Here is a 20,451-nt window from a genome sequence, read left to right as displayed (position 1 = left end):
CCCATACATGTTTTTCAGCCTCTGTCTATTATTCTCTTTATTTTTTCCAGATTTTATGATTCTTTCTTAATCCTATTATATCCTATGTTTATTGATCCTTTTAAAAAAAGTTCAACTTTATATGGCTTTACAATTTATTCCTTGATGTAATACAATTCAATATGTGGTATAATATCGCGAAGATTAATTAAATTCATATAGAAGGATGGTAATCAAGTGATCACAGTAACCAATATAAGCTTAAGATATGGAGAACGTAAACTCTTTGAAGATGTAAATCTAAAATTCACACCGGGTAACTGCTATGGCGTAATCGGAGCCAACGGAGCAGGAAAGAGTACTTTCCTAAAGATCCTATCTGGAGAGATCGAACCTAATACAGGGGACGTAAGCATTCCTTCCACCATTCGAATGTCTGTCCTAAAACAGGATCACTACCAGTATGATGAAAATCAGGTACTCGAAACGGTTATTATGGGAAATGCCAGATTATATGAGATCATGAAAGAAAAGGATGCCATTTATGCAAAGGAAGACTTTACAGATGAAGATGGCATCAAGGCATCGGAGCTTGAAGGTGAGTTTGCAGAATTAAATGGTTGGGAAGCAGAAGCAGAAGCATCTTCCCTGCTTCAGGGTCTTGGAATTGGTACAGCACTACACGATAAAAAGGTAGCGGATCTCTCCGGTGCAGAAAAAGTAAAGGTACTCCTTGCACAAGCTTTGTTTGGCAAGCCAGGAATCCTGATCCTGGATGAGCCTACCAATCACTTGGACATAAAGTCTATTAACTGGCTGGAGGAATTCCTTATTGAATTTGAAGGAATCGTCATTGTTGTATCCCATGATAGACATTTCTTGAATAAGGTTTGTACCCATATGGCAGATGTTGACTTCGGCAAGATTAAGTTGTTTGTAGGTAACTACGATTTCTGGTATGAGTCCAGTCAGCTCGCCCTGCAGATGATGAAGGATCAAAATAAGAAAAAGGAAGAAAAAATAAAAGAGCTTCAGGAGTTTATTGCTCGCTTTAGCGCCAATGCATCAAAATCCAAGCAAGCAACCTCCCGGAAAAAACTGTTGGAAAAAATCACAATTGATGATATTCAACCTTCCAGTAGAAAATATCCTTATGTGGGCTTCAAACCGGAACGGGAAGTTGGGAATGACATTCTTTTCGTAGAGGGATTAACAAAAACGATTGATGGTGAAAAAATATTGGACAATGTCAGCTTTACTGTATCCAAAGGAGATAAAATCGCCTTTGTAGGCAGCCGCGAAATCGTTAATACCACACTTTTTAAAATTCTGATGGGAGAAATGGAAGCTGACAGCGGCACCTTCAAATGGGGTGTTACCATCACGAAGGCTTACTTTCCAAAGGATAACTCCGAATTCTTTAATGATGTAGAGTTGAACTTAGTGGACTGGATGCGCCAGTTTTCTGAAGAAAAATCTGAAAGCTATCTGCGCGGCTTCTTGGGCAGAATGCTTTTCTCCGGAGAAGAAGCCCTCAAGCAGGCTAAGGTACTTTCTGGAGGTGAGCGGGTAAGATGCATGCTTTCCAGAATGATGTTAAGCAGTGCCAATGTATTGATTTTAGATCAGCCTACAAACCATTTGGACCTAGAATCCATTACTGCAGTAAACAACGGTTTAAGAGATTTTAAGAGTAATGTACTCTTTACTTCCCATGACCACCAGTTTATCCAGACAATTGCCAATAGAATTATTGAAATCACCCCTTCTGGCATCATCGATAAGCAAATGACCTACGATGAATACCTGGAGAGCATCGGGTTATAAATAAGGTTGCTTTTTATAAAATGTTTGTGTTATAATAGGTTTTAATTTCCATAAAATTTCAAAGAAATCGGTTGAAGGCAGCGGAATACTGGTTAGACCGCTGCTGGACGAGCCTCTGGAGAGACTCATAAGAGCACCGAAGGGGAAAGCCAAGCTTGCTTGGTGAAACTCTCAGGTAAAAGGACAGGGGAATTTTTATTAAGGGAATTATATCTCTTGCTTTTTGTGTATACAATAAGCAGAATATATTCTTTTAGTATGAATTCTAATTTTCCAGAGACAAAATGATTCCATTTGGTCTCTTATTTTTTTCCGGAAAAACTTAATAAAGGAGGAGATTTTTTAAATGAAAGCTTTCATCACTGTGATTGGAAAAGACAAGATTGGTATTATTCATGGGGTAACAACGGTATTAAAAGCGTACCAGATTAACATCCTGGACATCACCCAAACTCTTTTGCAAGAGTATTTTACCATGATCATGCTCGTAGATTTAGAATCCATGACCATCGATTTTAAAGAATTGAAGACAAAACTGGAGGAATCCGGACAGGATTTGGGCATGTCCATCCGAATTCAGCATGAAGATATTTTTCATTCCATGCATACCATATAGACTGGAGTTGAGCAGATGATTAATTATAAAAATATCATGGAAACCATTCGAATGATTGAGAAGGAAAAATTGGATATTCGTACGATCACCATGGGCATCTCCCTTTTAGATTGCTGTGACAGCGATGGAAAGAAATCAAGGATAAAAATTTATGATAAGATTACAAAATGCGCTGAAAATCTTGTGAAAGTAGGCGATGAGATTGAAACAGAATACGGTATCCCCATCATCAATAAAAGAATCTCTGTTACACCGATTGCACTTGTGGCACAATCCAGTCAAGACCCTGATTATGTTGCTTATGCTAAAACTTTAGACCAGGCAGCTGAGACGGTAGGCATCAACTTTATCGGCGGTTACTCTGCTCTGGTACAGAAGGGCTACACAAAAGGAGATCGGACATTGATCCATTCAATTCCTGAAGCATTATCCGTAACAGAAAAAGTATGTGCATCCATCAATGTAGGCTGTACGAAATCCGGTATCAATATGGACGCTGTTCGTGATTTAGGACTCATCATTAAAAAAACTGCTGATCTTACAAAGGATAGGGATAGCATCGGTTGTGCAAAACTGGTGGTATTCGCCAATGCAGTTGAGGATAACCCCTTTATGGCAGGGGCATTTCATGGTGTCGGAGAAGCTGAATGCATCATTAACGTTGGTATTAGCGGCCCCGGTGTGGTAAAGTCAGCACTGGAAGGCACCAAGGGCCAGCCCTTTGATGTAGTAGCTGAAACCATCAAAAAAACAGCTTTTAAAATTACCCGTGTGGGCCAGTTGGTGGCCCAAGAAGCTTCGAAACGCCTTCAGGTTCCCTTTGGGATTGTAGATTTATCCTTAGCGCCTACTCCAGCCATTGGTGACAGTGTCGGTAGAATTTTAGAGGAAATGGGTTTGGAAAGCTGCGGCTGCCATGGCACAACAGCCGCCTTGGCCCTGCTGAACGATGCAGTAAAAAAAGGGGGTATCATGGCATCCTCCCATGTGGGAGGACTCAGCGGCGCCTTTATCCCTGTCAGTGAAGACGAAGGCATGATTCATGCAGTGAACATTGGCTCATTGAGTCTTGATAAACTAGAGGCTATGACCGCTGTATGCTCTGTAGGTATCGATATGGTTGCAGTCCCGGGAGATACTCCGGCTTCCACCTTATCGGCCATCATTGCCGATGAAGCTGCCATTGGGGTAATTAATAATAAGACTACAGGAGTCAGGATTATTCCTGTACATGGAAAGTCCCTAGGGGATACGGTAGAATTTGGCGGCCTTCTCGGCCATGCGCCCATCATGGCTGTCAGCAAATTTTCAAGCAATGATTTCATCAGCCGCGGAGGCAGAATCCCAGCACCGGTTCACAGCTTTAAAAATTAATAAAAAAGAGCTTGCAGTATTTTTATCTGCAAGCTCTTTTTTAATTTCATTCTCTATATTTTTTTCTGCCTTCCCTATCGCTGCCAAGCGCTCCAAATGGGACATGGACTCTTAAACGGACATTCCTTCCTGATGCAGGGCGGATGAAAGGCATGAATGATTAGAATGCAGGTGTGTAATCATCTATTCATCCTCATTGTTTTTATAAGTTACCTTCATTTTGATTTACTTATAGGGAGAATCTGCTATGCCTCTTTTAGTGCTCTTCTCCTGAACATTCGGTTTTCCGGGTCATAATTGCAAAAATATTGATGTCCCCCATTATTTAATATTCCTTCCCTTTTGCCTAATATTAAAAATCCATTTTGGTTTAGGGAGCAGTAGAAGTTCTTTAAAATATTTTTCTGTAGATCCGGGGAAAAATAAATCAGTACATTTCTGCAAAGAATCAATTGAAACTCATTGATGCTCCCACTATTCACCAGGCTATGCTGAAAGAATAGAATACTTTTTTTTAGCCTCACGTCTATTTCCATATATGTCTCTTTTACCTTAAAATACTTCATGAAGCTTTTTGAGCCCTTTGCATTTCTATAATTTCTTATATTATTCTCTATTCCAGCCAGCGGATATAGACCATTTTCTGCTTCTTCTACTACAAAGGGATTAATGTCCGTAGCATATATCTGGGTTTTATTCAGCATGTTGAGCTCATCCAGCATTATTGCAAGGGAATAGGCTTCTTGCCCTGTAGAACACCCGGCACACCATATCTTAATGTGATGAAAAGAATCTAAATAGGGTAGTATCTTATCTCTAATTGCTGCAAAGACCTCCGGGTCCCTAAAAAAATCCGTAATATTGATGGAAAAATCCAGAAAAAGACGCTCAAATACTTCTTCATTCTCTAGTACAACCCTTTTGAATACTTCAAAGCTCTGTATATTTTCTTTCAGCATACAGAGCTTAATCCTCCTCATAATACTATCTATTTGGTACTGGGTATAATCATACCCGTACTGATCATATATTGCCGTTAAAAAATCCATCACCTGCTGTGCATAAAGCGCCTTACTATTTCTGGTTGTCACTTCCGACTCCTTTTTACATCCCTCAGGTTCCTGTGCAACATAATAGCTGCGAATACCTATTTTAGACAAATAAGCATAAAGATAGGGCTTTAATACAAATACTCTAGACCGCTTATGCTTCTGTAAGGCGTATAATTTTTCTATAATGCTCCAATGAAGTATACTGCTATCAAAAAAAGTTATATGTGTTTCTTCTATGTTTTGCTCCATGTGACTTAAAAGTTGTTGGATTTTTTCCCGTGTATCTAACTCCCCAATGATGGCCATATGTCTGATCCCTTTTCCGTCATAGTGGATATTTATATTCATAACGTTTTCTCCTTCTTACTTATTTATCCACGCTTTTACTAATCGGATGAGAACATCATAATCAACCGGTTTGGAAACATAATCATTTGCCCCAGCTGCAATGCATTTAGCTCTATCTTCCTTTAAGGATTTTGCAGTTATTGCAATAATCGGGATATTTTGAAGGCTTTTATCCTCCCGGATTTTTTTCATGGTCTCTAATCCGTCCATAACTGGCATCATAACATCCATCAGAATCAAATCCACTGCCTGTCGATTCAACTTTTTAAGTGCCGCTTCCCCGTTTTCAGCTTCAAGAATTTCTGCTCCATATTCTTCAAGTGCCGTTGCCAAAACAAAGAGATTTCTAGGATCGTCATCGACAATCAGTATCTTTTTTCCATCCAATCGCAGTGCATAGTCCTTGTTTGTCTTGGAAAGCAGATATTGATCTCTTTCTTCCCTCTTCTTCACTTGGTGCAAAAATAAGGTTACTTCATCCAGTAATCGCGCATCGGAGTTTGCTGTTTTTATAATAATGCTGTCTGTATATTTTCTAATCTCTTTTTCCTGCTGGACTGTCAAATCGCTTCCTGTATAAACGATAACAGGGGTTTCCAGTTTTTTCTCCTCAATATACTTGCAAATGTTGATTCCATCCCCCGATCCAAGTCCCAAATCTAAAATAATGGCATCATAGATCCCTTTATCGATTTCCAATATTGCCTCTTCTTCCGTACCTGCAGTTTGAATCTGCACATCTTCTCCGGAAATTAATGCTTCCATGGCTTTACGCTGTGCTTCATTATCTTCGATAATTAACAGTTGTTTTTGTTTCTTATTTGAAAAATCTACCAGCTTTGAAATGCTCTCTACAAGATCTTGCTCTTCTACCGGTTTTTGCTGGTAGCCGATGGCTCCCATTTTTTGAAGGAGATTGTTCTTATCCTTTGCTGAAATTACATGAACAGGAATTTTTCTAAGCGCTGCTGTACGCTTCAATTCTCTTAAAACGTCAATTCCACTCATATCTGGAAGCATTAAATCTAATAAAATACCGTCAACAGGGTATTCTTTTGCATAATGCAGGCCTTCCTTTCCACTTTTTCCAACAATCGTATCAAATCCCATGGCCTTATTCATTTCCATAATGTGATTCGCAAAATTCTCATCGTCTTCAATGATCAAGATTACTTTCTCTGACTTCTGTACAAAGTTTGACTCACTGGTTGCCGCCGCACATTCCTGCAGGGCATCCGTATATTCCTTGGCTGCGTAGTTTTCCTTCGATAGCAGGCTGCTGTCTTTTAAGTATAACGTAAAGGTACTTCCCTCCCCTACTTTACTGCTTACCTGAATTTCTCCGCCCAGCAATTCCGCAAGTTTCTTAGAAATAGAGAGCCCTAGTCCCGTCCCCCCAAATTTTCGGGAGATAGACCCATCCCCTTGCTGAAATTCCTGAAAAATTCTAGACATGTTTTCTTCGCTAACTCCAATACCTGTATCGGTTACGGAAAACTTAACCCTGTTGTTCTGTTGCTTATCGGCCATTATTCTAAGTGAGACAGAGCCTTTCTCCGTAAACTTTATGGCATTGGATATGAAATTACGCAGTATTTGTGAAATCTTATCCCGATCTCCTGAAAGGACAGCGTTGAGCTCATCCACTACGTTAAATTCTATTTTCTTTTCCTGTGCAATACTTTCAAACAGCTGCCGCAGCTCTGTAGCTAAAGCCTTTGTATGAAATTCTGCCTGGTTTATATCCATTTTTCCTGCTTCTATCTTAGATAAATCCAGAATATCGTTGATCAGGCGCAGCAATTCTTGTCCTGAATTGTAAATAACATTTATTTTTTCGTAGTTTTCTTTTCCCAGTCCATCCTTATCCTTTCTCATGAGCAGTCTGGATAATAAAATAATTGAATTCAATGGTGTCCGCAGTTCATGGGACATATTGGCTAAAAACTCAGACTTATATTTATTTGAGATTTCAAGCTGCTTGGACCGTTTCTGCAGCTCACCCCTTGATATTTCCAAGTCGCGGTTTCTCTTATTTAAAAGTACGGATTGTTCTTCCAGCTGTTGCTGCTGTTCTTCCAGTTGAGAATTGGTCTGCTGCAATTCTTCACTTTGCTGCTGCAGCTGTTGCTGCTGTTCTTCCAACTCAGCATTGGTTTTCTGTAATTCTTCTGTCTGCTGCTGTAATAGCACCTGCTGTTCTTCTAATGTCCTATTGGCACGCTTTAATTGATCTGCTGCAGTTCTCGCTTCTCTTTGGGCTTCTTCAGAAATCGCGAGCAAATCTTTTACCTTTTGATTCTGGATTGCTGAGTAGAGATTAATGGCAACAATATTCGCCCCCTCATTCAAAAACTCTTGCTTTAATTCATCAAAGGGCTCAAAAGATGCCAGTTCAATAACCCCATACAGCTCCGCCTCATGTATTAATGGAAAAGTATATACATTGAGGGGAGCTTCATGAAGCACGCCTGTTTCAATATACATTTCTTGTTTATTGATATTTTTAAGAAGAATTGGCTTTTTTTCCAGAGCAACCTGTCCAATAATTCCTTCCCCTAACCGGTAGCAATTGGACAGATGCTCCCTTTGTGTAAATGCAAAAGAAGCGTGGAGATGAAGGGATTTTTCCTTCGGATCATATAAATAGAAAGTGCCTTTTCCAGCATTTAACTCCCTGGCTAAAAGATTTAAGGCCCTCTGGGTTAACCCATCTAATGAAAGGGTTCCTGACATTTCATGATTTAATAAATTCTGGTTGTCTTTTATCCAGAACTGGTTTTCAAGCTTTTGAACCAAAAGGTTGTAGAACTTAGACATTTCTGTAATTTCATTGTCTCCAGCCAAATCTGCTTTCTCAAGCTTTCCTGTCACAGTGCTTCTATTCATAGCAGCCTTTAACATCTCAATAGGTCTCAAAATGCTGCGTATATTCAGCCAGACAAAAAGAGTAAACATAATACCCAAGCCAATAATCAGTAAAATAAGAACAAGCCTAAGATTCTTTTCGATCTGCCGGGCTTGGAGGACCAGGCTGTCGGCAAAGTTTTGGGCATTGTAGTCAATCTGCATTAGCTTCGCATCCATCTGCTCTACCAGAGGACTATTTTGCAGCCTTGTGATGCTAGCAGCCTCTTCCTGTCTGTTTTCTAAAACCAGTGCATAAACTTGCTCATGGCTTTTTCTCCATTTAAGAAATAATTCTCTTACTTCCTTTTCAGCCTCCTGGTTCTCTTTCAGTCCTGCCTGCTGCTTAATGATGTTTAAACACTCTAATACTCTATTCCCTAGAACCTCTACATCCTGCATTTCTTCATTCGCTGCTTCGTCCTTTGGGGAAAGGATAAAACCCTTTATGGCTCTCTGTATCTTTATTATATTGACCCTGGCTTCGACAGCCGCATTAGACACAGTTAGAGGGTCCTCATAGATTCTACTGGTTACGGTCCCCAGGCGATTCATTCCTATGATTGTAAAAATGCCAAAACCGCAAAATACAACTATGGAAAATAATACTATACTGATTAATCTGCTTCGGATACTCAAATCCCTTAGCCATTGCACTCAAATTCCCCCTTCTCGAAGATTTTTATCTATCCTATAGCATCAAGAAAATAGATGTCGGAAAATTCTACTTGGATTTTTTGAACGACACTTTCATTCGGCATGTACCCTGCGCTGCAATCCTCTGAAACCTGCATGCATTTCAAATTGACCGGCAGTTCAACAATAAACTCACTGCCTTTTTGATATTCACTATGAACATAGATACGTCCATCATGCATCTCAACCAGGGATTTTATAAGACTAAGGCCGATTCCGCTTCCCTCCTGCTTCCTCGTCAATAGCTCGTCCACCTGCTTGAATCTTTCAAAGACAAGGTGTACTTTATCTTCTTCAATGCCTATTCCTGTATCCCTTACAGATATCTTCACACGGTCTTGAAGGTCCTCTACATCTACATAAATGTTTCCGCCGGTCTGCGTAAATTTAATTGCATTGGATAATAGATTAAGAATGATGCGTTCTATAGCATCCAAATCGCAGGCTATTATTTTTTCTTCAACATTTGTATCAAATATCAAACGAATCCCTTTATCCTCCACATACTCAGCTACCGATAAGGCAATGGCCTCTACAATCTGGACAATATTGCACTTGCTCATAGAGATTTCAAAATGACCCGTGTCTATTTTGGAAATATCGATAATATTATTTACAAGCCGCAAAAGACGATAGCAGTTTTGCACCTGCATATCCACTTTCTTTCGAATTTGGTCCCGGTCTATTTCCTTATCGCTGCGAAGATATAAATTCAACATTTGTGTTGTCCCCAGTATAATGTTCAAAGGGGTTCTTAATTCGTGGGAAATATTGGCCAAAAAAATATCCTTAGCAGCATTTGCTGCTTCCGCCTCTTCTTTTGCCTTCTGCAGGGCGCTTGTCTGCTCCTTTACCTTCTGTTCCAGCAGAATATTCATATTTCTTTCTTTCTCTATAAGCTTTAGATAAATATTAATCCGGTTGATTAATTGGTATTCATCAATGGGCTTTGTCAAATAGTCCACAGCACCAATTTGGAATCCCCTCTTTTTGAACTCTTCTCCAATATAAGAGGCCGTCAAAAAAACGATGGGGATATCTTTCGTTTTCTTTCTCTGTTTGATCAGAGAAGCGATTTCAAAACCATCCATATCTTCCATCTGAACATCTAATATGATCAAATCTACTACATTCCCTGATATTTCTTGAAGTGCTTTTTTTCCGCTGTCTGCCTCAATAACTTCTGCATCTATGTACTCTTCAATCAGGGTTCTTAAGGAAAATAAATTGTTATGATTATCATCTACAATTAATATTTTATAGGGTGTATTTCTTTTCATCCCATATCCCTTTCCTTATTGATAAAATATTAAGATTATTTCTCCTAGTCTATTTTACAGCAAAATTTGGTAAATTACTATGAATTATCATCCAATTTTTGCCTTTTAATATTTCATAAATAATTTCTTCTTAAAAAAGTTCCATTTATTGTTAAATAGCAATATTGGTTGACACATCCCATGGATTTTGATATCATACATACTAATTAATAATTATTCATGATAGAGGTGTGCCTGACAAGAGTAGGCATGGGGAGGTTTTAGAGAAGCCTGAAATCCATGTTGAAAGGGGAGGGCACCGAAGGGTGAATTGACTCTACAATTCATGCCTGGTTCCAGGGTTAAGAGCTCTGTGACTGTCACCAAAACCTGGTGGAGTGCTATCTTGTTTGTGTCTCGAGTAGCTTTGTGCTATTTTTTGTGATGACAGGCAATTGGTATTCTATACCAATTGCCTTATTTTATTGAAGCAAATATTGAGGAGGAAAATAGATGACAAAAATCGTAGTAATCGGTGGCGGATGGGCTGGCTGTGCTGCAGCAGTAAGTGCTGCAAAAGCCGGTGCACAAGTAACATTGCTCGAAAGAACAGACATGCTCTTAGGTACAGGTCTCGTTGGAGGTATCATGCGAAACAATGGCAGGTTTACTGCTACAGAGGAGCTGATCGCCATGGGCGGTGGTGACCTTTTTCAAATATGCGATCAACACAGCCGGCATAAGAATATTTCATTTCCAGGTCATGATCATGTAAATCTTTACGATATTGCAGATACCCATGGAGCGGTTTTAGGTCATCTGCAGCACTTGGATGTTCATATCGTATTTGAATCCAGAGTAAATAAAGCAGTAATGCAAGAAAAGCAGATCACTGCAGTAGAAGACCAATCCGGCCGGGTCTTCCATGGAGATACTTTTATTGATACCACAGGGACTGCAGGACCTATGCATAATTGTGTAAAGTATGGCAATGGCTGTGCAATGTGTATCTTGAGATGTCCGAGCTTCGGAGGCCGGGTAAGTATAGCCAATCTGGCGGGCATTGAGGAAATGGTCGGCAAAAAGGCTGATGGCAGCATCGGTGCTATGAGCGGTGCCTGTAAGCTGTACAAAGAATCCCTTTCTCAGGAAATACAAGATGCATTGTCTACAAAGGGTGTTGCCATCATTCCGCTTTCGCAGGAACTCATTGAAGATCATTTGGGGGTAAAAGCCTGTCAGCAATATGCCCTGCAGGAATTCAAAGACAATATTATTTTATTAGATACAGGACATGCAAAATTAATGGCCCCTTACTTTAGCTTGGAACGGCTGCGCAAAATCCCCGGATTTGAATATGCAAGATATGAAGATCCCTATGCTGGAGGAAAAGGAAACTCTATGCGATATTTCAGCATGGCACCACGAGATAATCATCTAAAGGTAGAAGGGGTAGACAATCTGTTCTGTGCCGGTGAGAAAGCAGGCTTGTTGGTAGGTCATACAGAGGCTATTATCACAGGCACTCTCGCAGGACATAACAGTGTAAGACAAGCCTTGAACAAGCCGCTTCTCCAACTCTCCAAAGAAACCGCTATCGGAGATGCCATTGCCTTCGTAAAGGAAATGATGACAACTGAGGCAGGTATGGGAAAAAAATATACCTTCTCCGGAAGTATCTATTTTGAAAGAATGAAGGAAAAAGGATTGTACCGCAAAGAGCAAAAGCAGATTTCTAAAGATATCGAAGCCCTTGGATATACTGGCATTTTTGCTCAGAAACTTATAAAAGATATGGACAGTGAAATAATAAAGAGCAAAATTTGTTCATAGCAATCTCGATTTCCGCCCTTATTGGCAATCTGGACATGAACAATCAAGATGAATGATAGAAAGATTCTATTCTCGTATAAAAACTATGAAATGTAAAAATAAGGGGGAAATCAGATGGTTCAATTAACAATGCTGCATTACGCATACTTTTTCATTGTATTGATTATCATGGTTACAATGGCTTTTCGGAAGGATACGGTACTTCCCTGTATATTGGGAATTTTTGCGATTGGCTTTCTTTCATCGGGAAGCCTGCTTACAGGTGTGCAGGTAGTCTATAATGCCTTGATCGCTGCCGGAAATGAATTTTGGGGAATTATCGTCGTTATATCCCTTGTGGTTGCCATGTCCCATGCACTCCAAGACATCGGCGCTGATGAGCTGATGATGGCACCGATTAAGAAATTGATGATTAACCCAGTAGTTGCTTTCTTTGGTTTAGGCTTTATGATGATGTTTTTTTCATGGTTTATCTGGCCGTCTCCTTCCGTAGCTTTAGTGGGGGCTATTATGCTGCCGGCGGCACTGAAAGCTGGCCTGCCTCCTATATGGGCTGCAGTAGCCATGAATATTTTTGGACATGGCGTTGCCCTATCCAGTGATTATTTCATTCAAGGCGCTCCCTCGATTACTGCAAAGGCTGCAGCTATTGAAAATCCATTGATGTTGATTCAAGCAAGCATTCCTTTGTGGCTAACCATGAGTATCGTTACCGTTGCCTGTTCCTTTTTTATGATGCGTAGGGACATGAAAGGTTTTGAGGAAATTGCCGTGGCCGTAGAAGCAGAAGAAATAACAAAGCCTACAATGGGCGTGTATTTGGTTGCAATCCTTACGCCGCTGATCTTCCTGCTGGATGTTTATGTGATGTACAAATATAAGCTACGAGGTGGAGATGCAACAGCTCTGGTAGGTGGGACAGCTATTTTAGTAATGAGTTTCGTAGCCATCGTACAGCACAGCCTAATCGACTCCCTAGAAAAAATAACAGATTATGTTCGAGGTGGTTTTATTTTTGGAATCAAGATCTTTGCCCCTGTTATTATCATCGGTGCCTTTTTCTTCCTAGGCAGTGAAGAAATCGCAAAGCAGATTTTAGGTGAAAATGCCACTGGCTTATTATCCGATTTAGGCATGTATCTGGCAGACCGCATCGCATTATCTAAGTTTCCTGTAGCCATGATCCAAATGATTATCGGTGGTATAACAGGTTTGGATGGTTCCGGTTTCTCTGGTCTTCCACTGGTGGGCTCCTTGGCTCAAACTTTTTCATCTGCCATTAGCATTAACAAAGAGTCTTTAGCTGTATTGGGACAAATTTCTGCGATCTGGGTAGGTGGTGGTACCATTATTCCTTGGGGAATTATTCCTGTTGCCGCCATTTGTAATGTAAGTCCATTGGACCTGGCAAGAAAAAATATCATTCCTGTCGCGGTGGGATTAATAGCAACTTTCATTGTATCCATGTTTATTTTATAGTAAAAATATCAATACCCTCCTTTAAAAGAGTCTTCATACAAGAAACATGCAAGTTTTCTACTTGCATGTTTTTTTATTGTCTAGGAAGATATATAATAGAAGAAAATGGAAATTCAAATACATATATGGAGGTTATAAAAATGTCTGAGATTTATAAAGATCCCTCTTATACCCCCACAGAAAGAGCCCAGGATTTGCTCAGTCGAATGACGATGGAAGAAAAGGTCGGACAAATGTGTCAAGTAGATGGAAGAATCGATGCGGACACATGGATTTATGAGAAGCATATCGGTTCCTTTCTCCATGTAACCGGTGACGCACCCATTTATCTTCAGGAAAAAGCTGCCCATACAAGACTAGGCATTCCTATCTTCTTTGGTATTGATGCTATTCATGGCCATGCTTTTTGCAGCGGCGCTACCGTATTTCCCTCACCACTGGCCATGTCCTGCAGCTGGAATCCTGAGCTTTTAGAAACTGTCGCCCACATTACTGCTTGCGAAGTAATCATGACAGGCCTTCATTGGACCTTCTCACCAGTTCTATGTATAGGTAGAGACCTGCGATGGGGCCGTATTGACGAAACCTTTGGAGAGGACCCTTATTTAATCGGCGTTCTTGCCCGAGCCATGATTAAGGGTTATCAAGGAGAGAAGCTCTCAGATCCCTATAGTATCCTTGCCTGTGCTAAACATTTTGCTGCTTATGGTGAAACTCAAGGAGGCAGAGATTCTGCAGAAGCCGATGTTTCGGAAAGAAAACTCCGTTCAGTTTTTCTACCACCTTTTAGAGAAGCAGTTGATGCCGGTTGCGCTACTTTTATGGCTGGCTATAATGCCATAGACGGTATCCCTTGCTCTGCAAACCGCTGGCTGCTCAATGATGTATTAAAAGAAGAATGGAGCTTTAAGGGCTTCGTTGTAACCGATTGGAACAATGTAGGTCATCTGCACACTACACAGAAAGTCGCACCGACCTTTGAAAAAGCCTGTGAGATTGCAGTATGGGCAGGAAATGATATGATGATGTCTACGCCTGACTTTTATGAAAAAACTGTAGCTTTAGTAAAGGAAGGGGTTATTGGAGAAGCACAGTTGAATGCAGCATGTTTGCGAATTTTGGAACTGAAATTCGCTTTAGGCCTCTTTGATCATAAACGCTTTCCTGACCGCAGCAAAGCCGCTGATATCGTTGGATGTGAAGCCCATAAAAAAGCAGCCTATGAAGCCGCCCTTCAATCCATCGTTCTTTTGAAAAATGATAACCATGTACTGCCACTCTCTAAAGATGTAAAACGTATTGCCCTCATAGGTCCTAACTGCGAAAATGTACAGTCTCAGCTGGGAGATTGGTCCTTTGGTACAAGAGAATATCCGGAACAACCCACTCTCGACTATCATCCGGAATATGATATCTCCCCAATTGTTACTGTTTTAAAAGGTATTCAACAGCGTGCCGGAAAAGGCATCCAAGTGGTTTATGAAAAGGGTTGTGATCTGCTGGATAATAAGGAGCATAATTTCCCGGCAGCTGTAAAAGCAGCAGAGGAATCAGATGTAATCATCGCTGTAGTAGGTGATACAAATACATTAAACGGTGAAACGCGGGACCGGGCAGATTTAAATCTAACAGGGGCGCAACAAAAGCTTTTGGAGACGCTTAAGGAAATAGGAAAGCCTTTAGTAGTTATATTGATTAACGGCAAACCTCTTACAATACCCTGGGTCAAGGATAATGCCGATGCTATTTTAGAAGCCTGGAATCCCGGCATGGAAGGCGGGAATGCGGTCGCCGCTATTCTCTTTGGTGACTTTAATCCTTGCGGCAAACTTACAATCTCTTTCCCCTGTCACGTAGGCCAACAACCTGTTTATTATAACCAGCTGCCTGGATGGCATGGAGGCAAGTATGTGGAAATATCCGAAGATCCATTATTCCCCTTTGGTTTTGGTTTGTCCTATACCCGCTACGAATACAGTAATTTAACTTTATCCTCAACGATGCTGAAAGAAGACGATACACTTATTGTTTCTGTAGACATATGCAACGTGGGAAATTATACAGGTACTGAAATTGTACAGCTTTATGTCAATGACCTCTACAGCTCTGTTACCATACCCATTAAGGAACTAAAAGGCTTTACCCGCGTTACACTCAATCCAGGAGAGCAGCAACGGATATCCATCCATCTGCCCATTGCCTCCCTTTCATTGGTTGACAGACAATGCAGATCAATCGTAGAGCCGGGTGAATTCGAGATTATGGTGGGTAGTTCTTCAAGGGATGAAGATTTATTGAAGAAAGTTATTCGGGTCATGGAATAATTAAATAAAAGATTGATTAATCTTCGTTGAGATGGGAATAAAATGACTATGAAGAAAATTAGCAATAAGCTTCTACGCTATGAATTAAAGAGTGAATTAAGTTTTTTCTATTACATTAATCTCATAAAGGCGGTGCATATTCAATGAAACCAATACTTATGTTTATGATGGATTCTTGTCCCTACTGTAAAGAGGCTTTTAGATGGATGGAGGAACTCAAGAGAGAAGATTCTAGGTACCAGTCTCTGGAAATCAATATGATTGATGAACGGCTCCAGCCGGATTTAGCCAACCAGTATGACTATTATTACGTCCCTACCTACTATGTGGACGGTATAAAGCTCCACGAGGGGGCTGCTACAAAAGAGAAGATTCGAAGTGTTTTTGAAAATGCACTAGGAAAATAAATAAAAAATGATCCCCTGCAATGCAGAGGATCATTTTTTATTTATTTTCTCTTCTCAATTTCTTCAGCCAATTCATTCAGATAAACCCATCTTTTCATTTTCTCATCCAATTGCTTTTCTAAGGCTTCCTTTTCCTCCAGCAGCTGCTGTAAAAGTGTATATTCGGAGGTTGTCTGTTTTATTTTTTCTTCTACGGTCTGTATTTGAGCTTCCAGGCCGGAAATAATCCCGTCAATCTCTTCAAATTCTCTTTGCTCCTTAAAGGAAAACTTTAATGTTTTTTCCTTTGTTGAATTCAACTGATTTTTATTTGAAGGATGGTTATTTCTGCTCTCCTTTTCCCGGTCTTTCCCTGCGGTTTTGTTCTCTATCGGAGTATTTTGCAAATCCCCTATATGGTTCTCTTTAAATTCTGTATAGTTTCCCGTATATTGCCGTATCCTGCCCTTTCCCGTGAACACAAATATCTTTTCAGCTACCTTGTCTAAAAAATACCTGTCATGGGAGACTGCAATCACGGCCCCCTGAAAGTCCTCTAGGTAATCCTCCAGAATTGTCAGGGTTTCTATATCCAAGTCGTTGGTTGGTTCGTCCAAAAGCAGCACATTGGGGCCTTCCATAAGAACCCTCAGTAAATAAAGTCTCCTTTTTTCTCCTCCTGACAGCTTTCCGATCGGGGCCCACTGCATAGACGGCGGAAAAAGAAATCTCTCTAACATTTGTGATGCGGTAATTTTAAGTCCATCGGCAGTGGTTAAGTATTCACTTCCCTCCCGGATATATTCTATCACCCTGGCATGATCATCCATATGATCGGTTTCTTGAGAAAAAAGACCGATTTTCACTGTTTCCCCTATTTCTATTTTTCCGCTGTCGGGTTTTATTTTTCCAGACAATATATTGATGAAGGTAGTCTTTCCTGTTCCATTCGGACCAAGAATCCCTACCCGGTCATTTCTTAATAAAATATAACTAAAATCTTCAATGACTGTCTTTTCATCAAAAGCCTTATAAATATGCTCTAGCTCCACCACTTTTTTACCAAGTCTGCTGCCCGCTATAGATATTTCAAGCCTATTTTCATTCAAATCTGCTGCACTTGCACTTAGTTTCTCAAATCTCTCGATTCTGGCTTTTTGTTTTGTGGTTCTAGCCTTTGCACCTCGTCGAATCCAAGCCAGCTCTTTTCTGAACAATCCTTGCCGCTTTCTTTCATTAGCTGCCACAAGCTCTTCTCTTTCAAGTTTTTTTTCTAAAAAATTATTGTAGTTGCCCTTATATGCATAGAGACTTCCCTGATCCAGTTCAATGATCTGATTAACCACACGATCCAAAAAATATCTGTCATGGGTAATCATTAGCAGTGCCCCTTTTCTTCTATTGAGGTAATCTTCCAGCCAATCGATGGTTTCATGATCCAAATGGTTGGTAGGTTCATCTAGAATCAGCAGATCCGATGGATTGATCAATGCCGCCGCTAAAGCAATCCGTTTTTTCTGCCCTCCTGATAGGGTCCTGATTTTAGCACTAAATTCTGTAATGCCCAGCTTTGTCAATACGGCCTTTGCCTCGTTCTCTAAATTCCAGGCATTCAGGGTATCCATATCATGGGTAAGCTTAATTATGGTTTCATTAGAGGTGCTTGGATTCTGAAGCGCTTCCTCATAAGTTCGAATAAGCTGCATTAAAGGAGAGTCTCCCCGAAAAACCTGCTCCAATACGGTGGCATCTGTATCAAAACAAATATCCTGGGGCAGATATTCAATGCGTACATCATTCCCTTTGATTAAGCGGCCTTCATCTGCTTGCTCTGCCCCGGCAATAATTTTGAGCAGAGTAGTTTTCCCCGTGCCGTTAATCCCGATGATCCCAATCTTATCTCCTTCATCTATGCCAAAGCTAATATGCTTCAACAGCGGTTTTTCACTGTAACTCTTTGAAAGATTCTCTGCACTTAATAGATTCATATTCTTTCCTTTCTGTAGCTTCCTGCGATTTCAATAAATCTATGCTTTAAAAATAAAATGTATTTTTGTATTTATTATATCATAATAGAATGAATAATTTCCTATATAAGATAAAACAGGCAGACATAAGGTCTGCCTTTGGTTAAACTTTAAACCGCTGGATCATTTCATTCAGCTTTTCAGCAATCTCCGCCTGCTCCTGGGATACTTTTGCTGCTTTTTCCAATGCATCTACTACCTGAGATACATTGCTGGATATTTCTTGTGAACTGGCGGTGGTTTCTTCTGAGGTTGCTGAAACCGATTCGATCGCTTCACTGACTTCATTGGTAATCAATGAAATACGCTCTATCTTTAAGCTAAAATCTTCGATGAGTTCATTGATAAATTCTGCATCCTTTTTATATTGAAGACCTGTTTTTTCCAGGGTATCATAGTCCTTTTTCACCTTTTCATCAATAAATTGCAATATTTCGTTTGCATTGCCCGACAGATTCATAAATGCAGTATGTACCTGCTGAATGACACCTTGGATACGGGCCACCGTTTTTGAAGATTCTTCAGCTAACTTTCTTACCTCCTCTGCTACTACTGCAAAGCCTCTTCCATGTTCGCCTGCTCTTGCTGCCTCAATGGCTGCATTTAAAGACAGCAGGTTAATTCGTTCTGCGATAGAGGAAATCCCGCTGGCCATGACCTCAATCTCCTTAACAACCCGTCCATCTTCTATGGCTGTTAAAATCTTATTCTGTTTCTCCTGGTAGATTTTTTCAGCGGCCTCTTTTGATTGCTCCGCCTCACGTTTCATTTGATCTGCTCTCTGCTTAATTTCTACAGCAGCATTACTTCCTTCTCTTGCTTTTTGTACGAGCTGACCTGTTGTTTCAGAAACCTTTTGCGAGGAAGTACTTACTTGTTCTAAAGCAACACTTGCATCCTCTGTTCCTCTTGAAATCCCGTTGGTCGCTGTATCAATATGCTGCATCTGTGCCAATACTTCTTCTGTTGCCGCAGATAATTCTTCACTGGAAACATGCATCTCAGAAGAACTTAAAATAATTTCTTTCAGCAGGCTTTGTATATTGGTTACTGATTTATCGAGAGCTGCAATCAACAGGCCAATTTCATCCCTGCGGTCTATCCTTATTTGTTGTGTCAAATCTCCATTTCCAAAATCCTCAGCAAACCGTAAACTCCTCTTCAATGGTTTTGTTATAATAACAGACAGTATACTTCCGAATAAGACCGCAATGATGACAGCACCTACAATGATCGCAATCATATTCACAACAGATTTTTTATACAAATCATCACTGCGAAACTTAATCTCTTCACCCGATTGATTGTTAAAGTTGATGAGATGATCTAAAGATTGCTGGACCGCATCTCCTGTCTTTTTTATATTCTCAAAAGCAATAGCTGCGCCGCTCATATTGTTGCTCTCCACCAATGCCACATACTTGCTTTGGGCATATCCGTATTCCGTAAGATGATTGGTAAACTGCTGTAGCAGTTGCTCTTCTTCTTCTACTAATGCAATGGAAGTATATCTTTTAATCAGTTCATCAGTTTCATCTTTCAGTTCATTAATAATTTTCTTTACTTCAGAAACAGATAGTTTGTTTTCATACATCAACAGATGAAATAGATTCATACGGATAGACATTACATTTTTCTGGATCTCTCCTAATAGTTGGATGGGAATCAGCCGGTCATGATACATAACATTCATACCTTCATTAATTACCTTCATATTTGTTATCCCAATAAATCCAACTAAGCCTATTAAGATAGACAAAATAAGAAAACCTGAGATAATTTTTGTCCCTGTTTTGAGATTCAAGTACCATTTCATGATTGCACAGCCCCTTTCCATCCTGCTATATTTATGCAAAATTTTAAATATTGTTTCAATTATATATACTTTTTCACTGTTATGCAACAAATTTTTCCTCTAATTTTAAACTGCTTCATGATTGATTTTTTATCCCATAACCTGCGATAAGCAATAATTGATATTAAAACTTTTTATAAAATACATTAAATTTTTCCTTGACAGCCATCAAAAATCGTGATATCTTATTACTTAAATATTTTAAAAATTTCATCAATCCATGGCGAAGATGGAGAGCGGTGTTCTATGCCAAACAGTTTCAGAGAGTCGGTGGTCGCTGCGAACCGATACTGTACTTGAATACAAATCACTCCTGAGCCGTATCTTTGAACATGATAGGGAAGGCTTCTATCAGTAAAAGATACCGTCTAGTCCCGTTATCGACTTAGGTTTGTTAGAACTGAAAAAGGGGTATTTATATTATGAATACAACCAAGGTGGTACCGCGGGTAATCCTCGTCCTTGAAAGCTTATACTTTCATGGGCGAG

At 40.0% G+C, this 20,451-nt stretch carries 12 protein-coding genes, 2 riboswitches and 1 other annotated feature; of the genes, 7 read left to right on the top strand and 5 right to left on the bottom strand.

What is annotated here, in order from left to right:
* Positions 1–216: 216 nt before the first annotated feature.
* From Gferi_RS15065 to Gferi_RS15055, 3 genes are all read left to right on the top strand, one after another.
* Complete coding sequence (locus tag Gferi_RS15065) at positions 217–1,806, top strand: ABC-F family ATP-binding cassette domain-containing protein (RefSeq protein ID WP_069977919.1); 1,590 nt, start codon at positions 217–219, stop codon at positions 1,804–1,806.
* 105 nt (positions 1,807–1,911) lie between these two features.
* Positions 1,912–2,003: riboswitch (glycine riboswitch) on the top strand.
* A gap of 149 nt (positions 2,004–2,152) precedes the next feature.
* Entirely contained in the window at positions 2,153–2,422 is a 270-nt protein-coding gene (locus Gferi_RS15060; protein ID WP_069977914.1) for an ACT domain-containing protein, read from the top strand.
* Between the two features lie 15 nt (positions 2,423–2,437).
* A complete protein-coding gene (locus tag Gferi_RS15055; RefSeq protein ID WP_069977913.1) occupies positions 2,438–3,796 on the top strand; it encodes a PFL family protein in 1,359 nt (452 codons plus the stop codon).
* A 245-nt stretch (positions 3,797–4,041) separates the two neighbouring features.
* On the opposite strand, the gene Gferi_RS15050 is transcribed toward Gferi_RS15055, so the two are convergent.
* The 3 genes from Gferi_RS15050 to Gferi_RS15040 are packed head-to-tail and all read right to left on the bottom strand — an operon-like array spanning position 4,042 to position 10,079.
* Positions 4,042–5,196, bottom strand: a complete 1,155-nt coding sequence (locus Gferi_RS15050) for a CheR family methyltransferase (protein WP_069977911.1) — start codon at positions 5,194–5,196, stop codon at positions 4,042–4,044.
* Between the two features lie 15 nt (positions 5,197–5,211).
* Positions 5,212–8,760 (bottom strand): response regulator, encoded by a 3,549-nt coding sequence (locus tag Gferi_RS15045; protein ID WP_069977909.1) that lies wholly within the window; start codon positions 8,758–8,760, stop codon positions 5,212–5,214.
* A 29-nt stretch (positions 8,761–8,789) separates the two neighbouring features.
* Positions 8,790–10,079, bottom strand: coding sequence for a hybrid sensor histidine kinase/response regulator (locus tag Gferi_RS15040; protein WP_069977904.1), 1,290 nt, complete (start codon positions 10,077–10,079; stop codon positions 8,790–8,792).
* 215 nt (positions 10,080–10,294) lie between these two features.
* A riboswitch (Lysine riboswitch) is annotated at positions 10,295–10,470 on the top strand.
* 101 nt (positions 10,471–10,571) lie between these two features.
* Between Gferi_RS15040 and Gferi_RS15035 the strand changes: the two genes are divergently transcribed.
* The 4 genes from Gferi_RS15035 to Gferi_RS15020 all read left to right on the top strand — a co-directional run bounded on the left by Gferi_RS15035 (position 10,572) and on the right by Gferi_RS15020 (position 16,101).
* Positions 10,572–11,891: an FAD-dependent oxidoreductase gene (locus tag Gferi_RS15035; protein WP_069977900.1), complete on the top strand. Its 1,320-nt coding sequence runs from the start codon at positions 10,572–10,574 to the stop codon at positions 11,889–11,891.
* A gap of 114 nt (positions 11,892–12,005) precedes the next feature.
* A complete protein-coding gene (locus tag Gferi_RS15030; RefSeq protein ID WP_069977898.1) occupies positions 12,006–13,370 on the top strand; it encodes a hypothetical protein in 1,365 nt (454 codons plus the stop codon).
* A gap of 140 nt (positions 13,371–13,510) precedes the next feature.
* A complete protein-coding gene (locus tag Gferi_RS15025; RefSeq protein ID WP_069977896.1) occupies positions 13,511–15,694 on the top strand; it encodes a glycoside hydrolase family 3 N-terminal domain-containing protein in 2,184 nt (727 codons plus the stop codon).
* A 143-nt stretch (positions 15,695–15,837) separates the two neighbouring features.
* A complete protein-coding gene (locus tag Gferi_RS15020) occupies positions 15,838–16,101 on the top strand; it encodes a glutaredoxin domain-containing protein (RefSeq protein WP_069977894.1) in 264 nt (87 codons plus the stop codon).
* A gap of 41 nt (positions 16,102–16,142) precedes the next feature.
* On the opposite strand, the gene Gferi_RS15015 is transcribed toward Gferi_RS15020, so the two are convergent.
* Positions 16,143–18,068, bottom strand: coding sequence for an ABC-F family ATP-binding cassette domain-containing protein (locus Gferi_RS15015; RefSeq protein ID WP_069977892.1), 1,926 nt, complete (start codon positions 18,066–18,068; stop codon positions 16,143–16,145).
* A gap of 142 nt (positions 18,069–18,210) precedes the next feature.
* Positions 18,211–19,923, bottom strand: a complete 1,713-nt coding sequence (locus Gferi_RS15010) for a methyl-accepting chemotaxis protein (protein WP_069981454.1) — start codon at positions 19,921–19,923, stop codon at positions 18,211–18,213.
* Positions 19,924–20,179: 256 nt separating this feature from the next.
* Positions 20,180–20,429: a binding site (T-box leader), on the top strand.
* Positions 20,430–20,451 lie beyond the last annotated feature (22 nt).

Origin of the sequence: Geosporobacter ferrireducens, assembly GCF_001750685.1 — a bacterium.
Taxonomy (GTDB): domain Bacteria; phylum Bacillota; class Clostridia; order Peptostreptococcales; family Thermotaleaceae; genus Geosporobacter; species Geosporobacter ferrireducens.
Note: the sequence above shows the minus strand (reverse complement) of the source record. Positions and strands in the feature narration are given on the sequence as shown.

Coding starts and splice junctions, on each gene's coding strand:
- Gferi_RS15060 (WP_069977914.1), top strand. CDS start 2,153: ATGAAAGCTTTCATCACTGTGATTGGAAAAGACAAGATTGGTATTATT.
- Gferi_RS15040 (WP_069977904.1), bottom strand. CDS start 10,079: ATGAAAAGAAATACACCCTATAAAATATTAATTGTAGATGATAATCAT.
- Gferi_RS15025 (WP_069977896.1), top strand. CDS start 13,511: ATGTCTGAGATTTATAAAGATCCCTCTTATACCCCCACAGAAAGAGCC.
- Gferi_RS15050 (WP_069977911.1), bottom strand. CDS start 5,196: ATGAATATAAATATCCACTATGACGGAAAAGGGATCAGACATATGGCC.
- Gferi_RS15020 (WP_069977894.1), top strand. CDS start 15,838: ATGAAACCAATACTTATGTTTATGATGGATTCTTGTCCCTACTGTAAA.
- Gferi_RS15035 (WP_069977900.1), top strand. CDS start 10,572: ATGACAAAAATCGTAGTAATCGGTGGCGGATGGGCTGGCTGTGCTGCA.
- Gferi_RS15055 (WP_069977913.1), top strand. CDS start 2,438: ATGATTAATTATAAAAATATCATGGAAACCATTCGAATGATTGAGAAG.
- Gferi_RS15015 (WP_069977892.1), bottom strand. CDS start 18,068: ATGAATCTATTAAGTGCAGAGAATCTTTCAAAGAGTTACAGTGAAAAA.
- Gferi_RS15010 (WP_069981454.1), bottom strand. CDS start 19,923: ATGAAATGGTACTTGAATCTCAAAACAGGGACAAAAATTATCTCAGGT.
- Gferi_RS15030 (WP_069977898.1), top strand. CDS start 12,006: ATGGTTCAATTAACAATGCTGCATTACGCATACTTTTTCATTGTATTG.